The 11,891-nt window shown below is 64.5% G+C and carries 15 protein-coding genes; 12 read left to right on the plus strand and 3 right to left on the minus strand.

Features of this window, described 5'->3' with window-relative positions; all coding sequences use genetic code 11:
• Nucleotides 1-127: 127 nt before the first annotated feature.
• The 5 genes from ABZ822_RS03490 to ABZ822_RS03510 all read left to right on the plus strand — a co-directional run bounded on the left by ABZ822_RS03490 (nt 128) and on the right by ABZ822_RS03510 (nt 3,959).
• Nucleotides 128-595: a Pycsar system effector family protein gene (locus tag ABZ822_RS03490; protein WP_360846265.1), complete on the plus strand. Its 468-nt coding sequence runs from the start codon at nt 128-130 to the stop codon at nt 593-595.
• Nucleotides 596-1,270: 675 nt separating this feature from the next.
• On the plus strand, nt 1,271-1,438 hold the full coding sequence (locus ABZ822_RS03495) for a hypothetical protein (protein WP_360846267.1): 168 nt from the start codon (nt 1,271-1,273) through the stop codon (nt 1,436-1,438).
• Complete coding sequence (locus ABZ822_RS03500) at nt 1,413-1,652, plus strand: transposase (protein ID WP_360846269.1); 240 nt, start codon at nt 1,413-1,415, stop codon at nt 1,650-1,652. The genes ABZ822_RS03495 and ABZ822_RS03500 overlap by 26 nt, the downstream gene beginning before the upstream one ends.
• Nucleotides 1,653-2,063: 411 nt before the next feature.
• Nucleotides 2,064-2,384 (plus strand): hypothetical protein, encoded by a 321-nt coding sequence (locus ABZ822_RS03505; protein ID WP_360846271.1) that lies wholly within the window; start codon nt 2,064-2,066, stop codon nt 2,382-2,384.
• Between the two features lie 795 nt (nt 2,385-3,179).
• Nucleotides 3,180-3,959, plus strand: coding sequence for a hypothetical protein (locus ABZ822_RS03510; protein ID WP_360846273.1), 780 nt, complete (start codon nt 3,180-3,182; stop codon nt 3,957-3,959).
• Nucleotides 3,960-4,327: 368 nt separating this feature from the next.
• On the opposite strand, the gene ABZ822_RS03515 is transcribed toward ABZ822_RS03510, so the two are convergent.
• The gene (locus tag ABZ822_RS03515) at nt 4,328-5,329 is read right to left on the minus strand and encodes a hypothetical protein (RefSeq protein WP_360846275.1); all 1,002 of its coding nucleotides are present in this window, start codon (nt 5,327-5,329) and stop codon (nt 4,328-4,330) included.
• A gap of 533 nt (nt 5,330-5,862) precedes the next feature.
• On the opposite strand from ABZ822_RS03515, the gene ABZ822_RS03520 reads away from it, so the two are divergent.
• Both ABZ822_RS03520 and ABZ822_RS03525 read left to right on the plus strand, forming a co-directional pair.
• Nucleotides 5,863-6,309 (plus strand): GntR family transcriptional regulator, encoded by a 447-nt coding sequence (locus tag ABZ822_RS03520; protein WP_360846277.1) that lies wholly within the window; start codon nt 5,863-5,865, stop codon nt 6,307-6,309.
• 11 nt (nt 6,310-6,320) lie between these two features.
• The gene (locus ABZ822_RS03525; RefSeq protein WP_360846279.1) at nt 6,321-6,890 is read left to right on the plus strand and encodes an HD domain-containing protein; all 570 of its coding nucleotides are present in this window, start codon (nt 6,321-6,323) and stop codon (nt 6,888-6,890) included.
• Here ABZ822_RS03525 and ABZ822_RS03530 read toward each other — a convergent pair.
• Both ABZ822_RS03530 and ABZ822_RS03535 read right to left on the minus strand, forming a co-directional pair.
• Complete coding sequence (locus tag ABZ822_RS03530; RefSeq protein WP_360846281.1) at nt 6,878-7,351, minus strand: NUDIX domain-containing protein; 474 nt, start codon at nt 7,349-7,351, stop codon at nt 6,878-6,880. The genes ABZ822_RS03525 and ABZ822_RS03530 overlap by 13 nt on opposite strands.
• Nucleotides 7,348-8,118, minus strand: coding sequence for a helix-turn-helix transcriptional regulator (locus ABZ822_RS03535; RefSeq protein WP_360846283.1), 771 nt, complete (start codon nt 8,116-8,118; stop codon nt 7,348-7,350). Before ABZ822_RS03535 ends, ABZ822_RS03530 begins: the two co-directional genes overlap by 4 nt.
• Nucleotides 8,119-8,610: 492 nt before the next feature.
• On the opposite strand from ABZ822_RS03535, the gene ABZ822_RS03540 reads away from it, so the two are divergent.
• The 5 genes from ABZ822_RS03540 (at nt 8,611) to ABZ822_RS03560 (ending at nt 11,816) form a co-directional block, all read left to right on the plus strand.
• Nucleotides 8,611-9,423: a DUF4097 family beta strand repeat-containing protein gene (locus ABZ822_RS03540; RefSeq protein WP_360846285.1), complete on the plus strand. Its 813-nt coding sequence runs from the start codon at nt 8,611-8,613 to the stop codon at nt 9,421-9,423.
• 95 nt (nt 9,424-9,518) lie between these two features.
• Nucleotides 9,519-9,806, plus strand: a complete 288-nt coding sequence (locus ABZ822_RS03545; protein WP_360846287.1) for a hypothetical protein — start codon at nt 9,519-9,521, stop codon at nt 9,804-9,806.
• Complete coding sequence (locus ABZ822_RS03550) at nt 9,803-10,456, plus strand: GGDEF domain-containing protein (protein WP_360846289.1); 654 nt, start codon at nt 9,803-9,805, stop codon at nt 10,454-10,456. Before ABZ822_RS03545 ends, ABZ822_RS03550 begins: the two co-directional genes overlap by 4 nt.
• Nucleotides 10,453-11,436, plus strand: a complete 984-nt coding sequence (locus ABZ822_RS03555) for a DUF2637 domain-containing protein (protein WP_360846291.1) — start codon at nt 10,453-10,455, stop codon at nt 11,434-11,436. Before ABZ822_RS03550 ends, ABZ822_RS03555 begins: the two co-directional genes overlap by 4 nt.
• Nucleotides 11,436-11,816, plus strand: a complete 381-nt coding sequence (locus ABZ822_RS03560) for an RRQRL motif-containing zinc-binding protein (protein ID WP_360846293.1) — start codon at nt 11,436-11,438, stop codon at nt 11,814-11,816. Before ABZ822_RS03555 ends, ABZ822_RS03560 begins: the two co-directional genes overlap by 1 nt.
• Nucleotides 11,817-11,891 lie beyond the last annotated feature (75 nt).

The following is an 11,891-nucleotide window of genomic DNA, read 5'->3' on the forward strand; positions in this document are numbered from 1 at the left end:
CTTGAGGAAACCGCGCGGACAGCTACGGCGTCCTGGACCTCAGGTACTCCGCGGAGTCCCTGCCGAGGCTGAACAGAGCCCCGGGAAAAGGTGAGTTCGAGTGATGATCCGGGAGAAGGCAGGGCTGATGCCACCCTCCGCACGAAACCCCCAGCAGGACAGGTCCCAGGACCGACTGGCCGCGACGGTGACCGCCCTCCAAGGGGATCTGGCCCGCTCCGAAGGCAAGGCGAGCCTGCTGCTGGCCTTGTCCGGAGCCGCGCTGGTGGGGCTCGTGTCGGCCGCCACGAATCTGCATCCGCCACTCCCGGCCGCGGTGTTCGGGGCGCTGGGCGCCGCTGCGCTGCTGGCCGCGACGCTGCTGCTGTTACTCGCGGTCCGTCCGCAACTCGGAGGAACAGGCTGGCCGAGCTGGCCCCGACTGAGCGCCGAGCAGCTGAACGACGAGCTCGCCTCCGGCTACCAACCGGACCATCTGAGGTTCATGGCCGCGCTGGCCACCCGCAAATTCTGCCTCATCCGGGCGGCAGTTGACGCCATGGTCGCCGGAATCAGCCTCCTGGCCGTCGCGGCGGCGCTCGGCGTCATGATGTGAGGCCGTACGCGATCGGTGCCGCACCATGAGAAAGAGCGGGACCAGTGAAACCGGCTCCCGCTCTCGCATGGAATCTGCGCCGGTCAACGGAGTGATCACGTTGGTTGCGGCAAAGTGCCCCCGGCAGGATTCGAACCTGCGCACACGGCTCCGGAGGGCGTCGCTCGGTGTCGCCGAATAAGGGTCTGAACTGCATAAATGTGTGGGTGTTGCGTGGGGTGCACGTCGCTCACCCACCACTCACTCGGAGGCCCACCCCGAGATTGCGATGGAAGTGGGCAGCTGAGCGGCGGCAGCGCCGCTCAGCCGGTCTCTCCTGGCGCTCCAGGCCGGCGGCGAGCTGCTGGACGACGATGCCCGACAGGTGTTCCTTGGCGGGCGGGATACAGGTCGCGAGCGCACTCTGCAAGAGGTTCGACCGTGCCAGGGTCAAATTGGCATGTTCACCCTTCAACGCGTCGCTAAGGGCTGTCCCGTAATCGCCGGTACCTACAGCCGGTCGTTTACGTGACGTGATGGTGATCGGACTCGTGGCGGTGGATGGGCTGATGCTGCCGCCGGGGTCTGGTCCGGCGTGATGAGTCGACTGCGGACGAGGTCCGGTCCTGGGATGCGGATCTGGAGGCGCTGTGTGCGTCGGTGGACGATGTGTTCCCGCGGCCGGCCTCACGGGAAATGTGGCAGGTCGCGGAGGCGGCCGGGCACGCCTCGCCCGACCGGCTGCAGGACTTCCTGGTCCGCGCGTCCTGGGCCGCCGACGAACTGCGCGACTGGGTGCGGGAGTTCGTGGTGGACTCGCTGCGGGCCGAGGACGCGGGTGCTGATCGCGGACGAAACCGGTGACATCAAGAAGGGCGTCAAGTGCGCCGGGGTGGCCCGCCAGTACACGGGTGTCACCGGACAGGTCGAGAACGCCCAGGTCAGCGTGCACCTCTCCCACGGATCCTCGCGCGGGCGGGCGATCATCGACCGGGAGTTACCACCAACGAGAACACTCGCCGTGACAACACCGGCTGTAGTACCGCGGTCCGAGGTGAAGCCGAACCCCTCACCATGACGGGCGCACGTGAATGATCGAGATAGGGATAAACGCTTGTGCTTGTGATGCGAAGATGAGTAGCAACGCTGATGAGTAGTATCGCTCCATTCGCATCAAGTTGTTTTTAGGTAGAGTCAGCTCCGGCGAAGGACGACCTTGGTGTAACCCTCGATCCGCCCAGCAATTGCGGAAGCTGGAGCGGGCCGTCGGGACCGTCATTGATTCCAGGCAGGCAGCAATTCGATGGCAGTCACAGACCGCTCTTGTCCGTGAAGCACAATGGGTGTTCAAATCGGAACCACGACAGGGGGCGCAATGCGTTTTCCGGGTAAGAGGCTTTTCGGTGGGGCAGCGGTATTCGGCATCCTGGCGGTGACCACTATTGCTGGGGCACCGTCGGCTGCCGCTTCATCTAGTTGCACACTTAAAATGATCAAGCATGAGTACTGGGAGGGGCACACCTTTTGCACGGTGAGTCGCGCGGGTGCCGTTTTCGATCGGATTGAGTTCTGGGGCGATGATTCCTGGCCGTTCAGCGATCACAAGGTGGGAGAATGGCGGGCTACTCGGGAGACCCCTGCCAACAATAGGGAGATAGTGGTTATTGATGACCACTGGCAATTCTTCAATGAGGACCATGAACTCCCGTATCTGGACGATGAAATCTACGCGAAGGTTTTCATCAGGGATCCGGCAACCAATCTCGTATGGGAAGTCAAAACGAATACGGTTTCCGGCGACTTCGCCTGATTTCGCCCGGTACTGCAGCCGGTGTTGTCACGGTGAGTTTTCTCGTTGGTGGTAGTGGCTGATGCGGGCTTGTGTCCGGTGTCGTCGGCGCCAGCGGTTCCAGTGCAGGGCGAGCAGGTTCTGGCGGCGCGGGCGGGGGCCACAGGCGCCGGCGCGTCCAAGACTGCCGAGCGGCTGTCGAGCATGTGCTGGACAAGGCGCTGGATGTTGTTCCTGAGCTGATCTACTACGCGATGAGAGCTGCTTGAGAACGCCCATGCGGAGTTGAGGGGCACTGCTCGGTCTCGAACTCTCGCGTCGTACGCCCCTGATGTAGTCGCATGTACGGCGCTGAGTGCCGGGTGAGGTGTCTCGGAGCTGTCTTTCGCGAACGGTGAGAGACAACGAGAGAGGGCGGGAGTCAGTGAGACTGACTCCCGCCCTCTTCGGTCGGCATCCGCCCTGGCCAGGTACCAAATTGGTAAGTGATCGGGCGAGTGCCCCCGGCAGGATTCGAACCTGCGCACACGGCTCCGGAGGGCATGCCGAAGAGGACTGTAGCCTCAGGCCTGACCTGCGGGTTTCCGGTGTCAGTGAACAATCCACACCGGTCTCTATCGCATACCGTGCGCAGCATGCGTCTGTGCGAGGGCTCCGATGGCAAGGCGCACGGCCGTTGGCAAGACGTCTACAGGAGGGTTCACGGATCACACCAGGCGGCACAGGGTTCGGAGACGCTCCGGACGACGCGCACGGCCACTGCCATTACTTGGGCGGTCTACCGGAGCAGGTGCAGCCTATGCAACATGTACGTCCGTGACGGAATTTTCGACTGCGTTGGTCGCAGGCTTGATCGGACTCGTCGGTACTGCGATCGGGGCCGCTGCCACGGCATGGGCTGCAAAAATCGGCGCAAGCAAGAATGCCGAGGCATTGCAGGGACAGGTGCAGCACCAGGCGGCAAGCGAACACGCGCACTGGCTACGACAACAACGGCTCGCCTCCTATGAGGGCTTCCTCGGTGCATGGGACGAGTGCACCCGTAAGCGCACAGAACTGACTCGGCCGGTTGATGAAAGTGCACACGAAGCGCTCCGTGTGGAACTGAGCGAATCAGCTTCTCGCATGATGGAGCGCGCAAGGCGCATATCGTTGCTTGGTCCCGAAGCGGTTTCCCTCGCAGCAGAAGCCATCTCAAGGGCGACGCTTGAGAACATCAAGAAGGAAGACAAGTACGGCCGCTACATCAAGTCGGCATTGTTGCAGGCAAGAGAGCAGGAGTGCCAGATACGAGAGCTCGCGCATCCGCTCCAGTCGGAGGAACTTAGGGAAGTGCTTCGACAGGTCGGCGATCTAGAGAGACTGCGAGAGCGGTATTCTGTCGATCAATTAGAAGAGTTTGTAGGCCAGGCGGAGCGCTCCATGAATGAGATGGGAGAGTTGCGCCGCAGAATGGAAATCTTCGCGGAGCTTGGGCGTGAAGTCCAGCATGAAGCTACGCGTTTCCTGGAGGAGTTCAAGCGCAACATGCAGGTGGCTGAGGAGAACAGAGTGGTCTTCGTGCAAACGGTTCGCGGCGCAATTACAAGTCCGTGATGCGTAGCGATTTGCCCAGTTGAACGTACGGCCCTGCCTTTGTCCTTGTGGTCGGCCGCGCGTCGAATCCAGCGATAGAGTGGATCGCTTCCCGATTATCGAAGTTGCGCAGGAAGTAGCCTAGTTGGCGGGCGCTTCTTACCGACTGGATGGCCGCGGGCAACCCACGGGAGTCAAGCGATCTTCGTTGTCGTCGCCAAATGTTGCGGGGATCCCTTCGACGGCCCACCGACGGTGAGACGATCTCTTGGACGCCCAGCAACAGCGGTATTTAAACAGACCAGGGGAGTAAGGGCATCTTTCTGTGTGCAGAGTGACTGAACGCGCGCTGGTCTTTGTTCGAGCGATTTGGTATTCAGCGGGAATATCTACTTGCCGCCGCGGAACAGCTCCAATGTCTCCGCTGCGCCAAGACGAAACCCCAAGATTGCCTTGCTGCCGACCAGCAGCACTAATCCCATGGCTGGGGCGACAGCCTCGCCAGGAACACCTAGTGTGGCGCAGCCGACGCCGGTAGCTATGGTCACCCCTCCGAAGAGTAACAGTCGAACCCAAGCGAAATTATGGGCCGGAGTAACTCCCTCCAGCTGACTACGATCGAGCAGTTCTCCGGTGCGTCCTTCGGCGTAACGAGAAGCGATCGTCAATAACATGACGGCAATGTCCTCAAGGACCTTTCCTGTGTCATCCTCGCTATGCTGCCGCTCCTCCGCCGCACGGAGCGCCCCAACTACTTCTGCCGCGTGCTCCTTTTGTCTGCGACGAAGTGGCCGCCGTACATTGGCATGACGTGTTTTCCAGGCATTCCAAATTACGCGTTCTGCATCAGGGAATGTAACTCGCGGAGCATCGAGCAGATGTCCGGACTCCCATCTCTTGTAGGCCGCACCGACACGCTCGACGCACTGCAGCAGGGTCAGCACAGGCAGGTGTTGTGCTGACATGTTCAGAATCGAGGGGGCGAAGCTCAAGTTCCGATCCGTTTTCCCTGGCTTGGGATGCCTTTCCCGATGGCTGGGAGGTCCTGACTTGAGGCTCCTGATATGTGCCAAAACCCCGCGGACGGCGGTGATCAGGAGCCAGCAAATCACCAGCAGAACGCCTAGTGAAAGAACGCCTTCGGCTGAGGGATGCTGCGGGTCATCGGCGATCCTTGTCGCGGGAGTCCATCGTCCCCACAGCCAGCGCCCCACGGATTGTGCTTTTTCTACGAGAAAGCTGAAAGGGTCCAGTGTCTTGACGCCGTCGGACGTCGTGGAGGTATGCCTCGGGCTGTGACCCGTAAGCAACCGCCAAGCCTCGTGAGTGAAACCCAGAACAATCTTGACAATGAGTCCCACGTTCACAACGACAATCAGCAGTATCGCCAAGTAGCTGAGACTGGACAAGATCCTAACCGGCGCAGCGCGACACCAGGCAAGAACGGCTGCGGCGATGTATCGATCATTAACGGCCGAAATGTCTAATGTCGCCGAAGGTAAATTGCGGTTCGCATGGATGAGTCTGCTCCTAGCAGCTCCCTGAGACACCGTGTCCCACTTAGCCTTAAGTGGCGCAAGAATGCGCTGGTGTATCGGGTGGGCAAACCAACGGTGACCTCGCGCCCGCCAACGAGCTCGCACGTCAGGGTCGCCTATCCGGTCCAACGAGTACAGCACTCCACCGAGTAGGGCCAGACGTATCGTCCAGTTGGCAACGAAGATCAGGGCGTCTGTCACGCCGAACAGTCTGACAAGGATCGGAGGAGAAGTCGGTGATTTTCCCACGTCACCGTGCTGGCCGACCCTGCCGGCCACGGGCGTGCCTACAGGTCCAGCCGGTTGAGTCGGGACGGCTTCACCTCGTATCGAGCGACCATGGGACCCTTGGCAACGAGCGATGGAGCGACGCGAAAGGAGCGAAAGTGCCAGAGGCCAGCCCACGCGGAACCTACCTGGTCATCGCAGGAGCTCTGCGAACCGAGATCGAAGCGGGGGAGGGCATCGACTCTCTACCGTCGGAGGCCGACCTGATGCGCTCGCATGGCGTTGGCCGCAACACGATCCGTCGCGCGCTCAAGGTTCTTGAGGCCGATGGCGTCGTTGAGTCGGCTCCGGGTATCGGATGGCGCGTTGCCCGGGGGGGAGACCGTCGGTCTCTCGCGGAACGGATGACCGATGTGATCGCAGAGGACTCGCTCTCAGTGGGCGACAAGTACCCGTCCGAAGCGAAGCTCTGCGAGCGATTCAGCGCATCTCGTACCGCCGTACGCCGCGTCCTTGCTCAGATGGAGGGGAACGGCCTGCTCGCCACGGTCCATGGCAAGGGGCGAACCGTACGAGCTCTCCCGACTCCCACCGTCCGGCCGTAGCCTTGGCCGTCATGGGACTGACTGAGTGGGCGTACTCGCTCTCCGAATCGCTGCTGTCCGATCCGCTCCCGCGTCGGTGGGCGCACTCGCTCGGGGTGGCCAAGCGCGCCCGCTTCTTGGGCCCGATCATGGGTGACGATGCCGAGTTGCTGGAAGCCGCCGCGGTGCTGCACGACATCGGGTACTCGCCGGCCATCGCCACGACCGGCTTTCACCCGCTGGATGGCGCACGTTTCCTCCGAGACCAGGAGAAAGCAGACGAGCGGGTTGTTCGTCTCGTGGCTCATCACTCCTGCGCTCTGTTGGAAGCCGAGGAGCGGGGACTGTGGCAGGAGCTAGACGGGGAGTTCGAGCTGGAGCGTCCGGACCTGGTCGACGCCTTGCTGTACTGCGACATGACGACGACGCCCGACGGGACGCAGACCACGCCGGCCGAGCGGCTAGGCGAGATCGTGCAGCGTTACGGCCCGGATACCGTCGTCGGGCGGTTCATCCAGCGGGCAGCACCAGAGATCCATGCGGCAGCGAAGCGTGTTGAGGGCCGATTGGCGCAGATCTCTGCCAACCGTCAGCCGATGTAGGGCTCTCGCCGGGATTCGTTGAGGCCGTGCCGGATGCGCAGCATCATCGATGGGTGAATGTCCAGTCCGTCCAGGTCCGTTGGGTCAACCCAGCGGACCTCTTTCGACTCACTGCTGGTGCGCAGCGAGCCGCCGACGCGGTGGGCTCGGAAACAGATGGAGAACTGTTGCCTGACCTCTCCGTCGTCGTACGCGAGCACGTGTTCTGGGTCGGTATAGAGCCCCACGATGCCGTCTACCTCAACGTCAATGCCGGTTTCTTCCGAAACCTCGCGGACAACGGTGTCAGCGATGCGTTCGCCGATGTCGTGGCCGCCTCCGGGTAGTGCCCACAGGTCGTTGTCGGTCTTGTGGATGAGCAACAACCGTCCTGCGTCATCCTGGACAATCGCTGTCACCGAGGGGACGACCGAGTTGGCCTCCGGGGCGTTCGGGTCGCGAAAGTGGTCGATCCGGCTCATTGGCGCGTGCCTTCCCAATCGGTGGGCGAAGAGATCGGGCGGGCCGATGCCCAGACCTTCTCAACGCTCTCAGCGTAGGCGTCGAAGAGTTCACCGCCGGGCACGCGTCGAAGGTGGAGCACCGGGGCCATGTAGGCGCCGACGCCGTAGAGGTGGCCGTTCGCCAGCATCTCGTCATCGGCTCGATAGATCGAGTTGTAGAGCGTCGTCCCGTGCAAACGGAACTCCACGCCAGGGAGGCCGAAGAGTGGGCCGTAGTTGATGAGGGCGTTCCGGATCTTGCCCGCCATCGCCGCGCCGATCCCTTCGTCCTCGCCACGCACGGCCACCGCCGGGGACGCGGGCTCTCCCAAGATGAAGCGTATGGGCACCCCGTCAGCCGACTTCTCTTTCACGATGCGGTGGAACGTCGCGTCTTCGGTGAGCCAGAACCCGGAGTACACCATTAGGTCAAACTGCCGGGTCGCCTTGGAGTAGAGGTTCGTCCAAAGGGTCTGCATCACAACGGACCGGTGCGGATAGAGCCTGACCAACTCTGCGTTGCCGGAGGCTGTGACCTCGGCTGACGTGCGCTCGTCCGGCCACAGGTACGACACTTCGCACTTCAACAGCGAGGCTGTCGCGTACTGGAAGCGGCGGTAAGGCTTGCGCTCAGGCTCGTTGATCCATCGTTCGACCGTCTTGGGCGCCACCCCGAGCCGTTGTGCCACCTCATCGAGCGTCAGGCCCAAGTCCACTATCGCGCCGCGCAGTCGCTCGTTCGCCACGTCCAACCTCCGCCTTGTTGGGACGACTTGGTACGACTTCACGGTAGCCAAGAACGACCTGAGCCGTACATCCGCGAAGTCGATCGTCGCCGGCCCCGGCGGCAGTCTGTAGGTACATCGAGCGCGAGGGGCTCGCAGAACTCAAACAGCCGAAGGGCTTGACGGGGCGAATCTCCCTCTGCAAGATGAGGAACACGTGATACATGTTCCTCTCGATCGGCCGCGTCAGCGACCGATCGAGCGCACAACAAGGGGCCCGGGACAGAGCGGGCCGAGGGACCCGGACCCCTGGTCAACCGGAGGGCTTAGACCGAAAGGTCACGTCTTCATACGCCTGAACCGGGAGCTCGTGTTCCCGAAGGAGACAACGCACCACCTCACCTCGCCGCCGCGCTACATGCGGCGGTCACCTCTCTTCCCGGGCGGTCGCCTCTCGCCAAGGACCGCGACCGCCCGGCACTTCCCACGTCCCATCGACTCCTGGAGTTCGCCATGACTGAGCGCACGATTCCCGTGGACGCCTTCGGCCCGATCGCCCTGGACCTGACCATGAACGTGGGGAGCATCCGCGTCGTCGTCGAACCGACGTTGAAGCGAGCGCGTGTAGTGCTGAAGACCGAAGCCACCTCGGGCCCGTCCGCCGACGCGGTCCGTGACACCGCCGTCAGCCTCACCGGTCAGAACCTGAAGGTTCGCGTCCCGGATGCTGCTGGCGGTACGGGCGACAGCACCACCATCCGAATGGGCAACGGCACCCTGACGTTCTCCGGCGGCAACGGCGTGCAGATCATCAGCGGCAACGTGCATGTCACCGGTCACGGTGGCGGCAAGGTATTCATCAACGGCCGCGAGGTGACCGCCACCGGCCCGACCGGAGACGTGGTCACGCCGATCACCGCTGAGGTCCACCTGCCCGCACGGTCGGTGGCGGTGATCAGCACGCACACTGCAGACACGGTCGTCACGGGCACGCTGGCGCGACTGGAGTACGACGGCACCTCCGGGTCTCTGGCCGCTGACCGCGTCGGCGCCCTCGACGTCACGGTCACCAGCGGCAGCGTCATCGTCAACGACGTGACCGGCCCGCTGGACGCCAACCTCACTTCGGGCAGCCTCGGTATCGGTGCTTACAGCGGCCACTGCGCCCGACTGAACGTCACCTCCGGCAACGTTCGGATGGCCGCGACACCGCAGGCCACCGGCCGCCTCGCGGTCAGCGCCACCTCGGGGTGCGCACGCATCACGGGCGCCTCGCATCTGAGCACCCGCCGCCGGGTGACCAGCGGTTACGTCCAGATCAGCTAGCACCTGTCCCCCCACGCTTCAGCTCTTCCCGGGGCGGTCGCCTCTCGCCAAAGACCGCGACCGCCCCGGCACCCTTCGATGCCAGGAGAACTGCCATGCGTACGTACATCGGCCGCCAACAGGCCATCTCTGTCGAGGACTTCGCGGAACTCGCGCTCGGTACCCCGGTTGAGCTGTGGCTCGGGGTCGAGGGCGAGACGGACGAAGAACGCGCCGCCCGCGAGGACGCGGCGCGCGACATCCTCGCCGACAACCCGAACCTTCCCGATGACTTGGTCCGCATCGCGGCGCAGGTCATCGAGGAGAACCCGGACCTGTTCGACGTCGTCCCCCTGGTCCGCCCCGCCCGCCGGCGTGCGGCACGCAAGGGGGCTGCGGCATGAGTGAGCTGCTGTTCGCCGCTGCGGCCGGAGTGCCGATGGCGGCCGGATGGTCCCTGCACGCGCTGCGCCTTCGCCACCGCGTCGAGGTTGCCCGCCGTGACCCGCTCACCGGCCTGTTGACCCGGGATGCGTTCGCGGAGCGTGCCACGAAGGTGCTGGCGGGTGGTCGCAGCGCGGTCTACGTCATCGACCTCAACAAGTTCAAGGAGATCAACGACACCCACGGGCACGCAGCCGGAGACGCCATCATCGTGGCCACCGGCCGACGGCTGACCGAGTGGGCAGCCATCAACGACGCCACCGTGGTCCGCCTCGGTGGCGACGAATTCGCCGCTGTCGCACGGGTGCTGAGCCTCGCGGATCTGTCCTGGACGCTCAATGAGCTGACCCGAGCGATCGAAGAGCCGGTGACCGTCGACGGTCGCACCCTCGCCGTAGGTGCCTCCATCGGTGCCGTCGCCTACGACCCCCGCGCCGACGATGTGGACCTGTCCACGCTGCTGCGCCTGGCTGACGAGCAGATGTACGCGGCCAAGCGTGCCGGCGCCGACTGGCTGACCGCCCTGGACCTCACCCCACAGGCAGGGACGGTCAACAACCGCCGCGCCGGCCGCCCCGGCACGTCCGGCGGAACGGAGGACGCAGCATGACCACCACCCCCGAGACGCCCGCGTCCGCAGTGCCGCCGCTGACCCGCCCCGAGATCGGACTCGCCGGAATCGGCGCGCTCGCGGCCGCCGCGGTCGGCGCGCTGGGACTGATCTCCTCCTTCGACGCTGTGTCCGCTGCCGCGGCAAGTTGGGGCTTCCAGTCACCGTGGATGCTGCCGGTCGGTATCGACGTGGCCATTCCGGTGTTCACCGTCGCCAACCTGCTGCTGATCCGGATGGACATGGCGCTTGCGTGGGTGCGGTTCGTGCCCTGGGCGCTCACGCTCATCACGTGCGGGTTGAACATCGCGGCCGGACACTCCCTGTCGGCCAAGGTCGCGCACGGCACGATGCCGCTGCTGTGGGTGGTCTTCTCTGAGATCGGTGCGCACATCTACGCCGTGCGGATCGGCGCGGCCACCGGCCGCCGGATGGAGAAGATCCGGTTCTCTCGCTGGCTGCTCGCCTTCCCCTCCACCTTCGCGCTGTGGCGTCGCATGACGCTGTGGGAGGTCACCTCCTACTCCGAGGCGCTGGCGCGGGAGAAGGAGCGGCAGTTGGCGCGCGCGGATCTGCGCGAGCGATACGGCCGCAAGTGGCGGTCCAAGACCCCGCGCCGCGAGCGCGTGATGCTGCGCATGGGTGCCCTTGCCCCCGCCACTGAAGGGACCACCCCCGCCCCGGCCCCGGCGGACACGCCGGCGCCCTCGGTCGATGCCAAGCCGCGCCCGCGCCGACGGCCCAAACCCAAGGCCAAGGCACAACGCACCTTCGAGGAGCTGCTGACCGAGGCGCGCACGGTCACCGTGGAGTGGAAGGACGCGGAGTTGACCGCGGACCGCATCCGTACCGAAGTGCACTGCTCGGCAACCAACGCCCGATCGTTGCGCGATGCGTTGAAGTCCGAGCGTGCCGACGGCCGCCCGCTGCACTCCGTGGACGACGCGGAGGGTGAGGAGTCCGGGGCTGAGGCCGCCTGATGCCCGCGGCATTCGGCAAGTGCTACGACCCGACCGGCAGCCAGTTCGGCATGCCTACCTACCCGTGGCGCTACGCCCCCGATGGGCTCGCCACGCGCCGCCAACTGCGCGCCCGTGGCTTACGTCCGGGCGGTCAGCCGATCGCGGCTCAGGTGCTGCGTCCGCGCTACCGGCGCGGACCGCTGGTCGCCTACCTCTACCGCGTCGACCGCGCCAAGCCTGTGCGGCCGATGACGCCCGGCAAGTGGAACGCGCTCGCGAAGGCGATGCGCGCCCGCCGCACCTGCCTGCAGTGCCGCACCGACGCGGGATACGTCATCCCCACCTCGCTCGGTATCTGCGTGCCCTGCGCGTACCCCGAGGAACAGCGCGCCACCTGAACACTCCTGCACCACAACCCCGGCGGGGTCCGTCCGCCCACCTCCTACAGCGACGGCCGGACCCCGCCTCTTTCC

This window comes from Streptomyces sp. NPDC047108, assembly GCF_040643575.1.
Classification (GTDB): domain Bacteria; phylum Actinomycetota; class Actinomycetes; order Streptomycetales; family Streptomycetaceae; genus Streptomyces.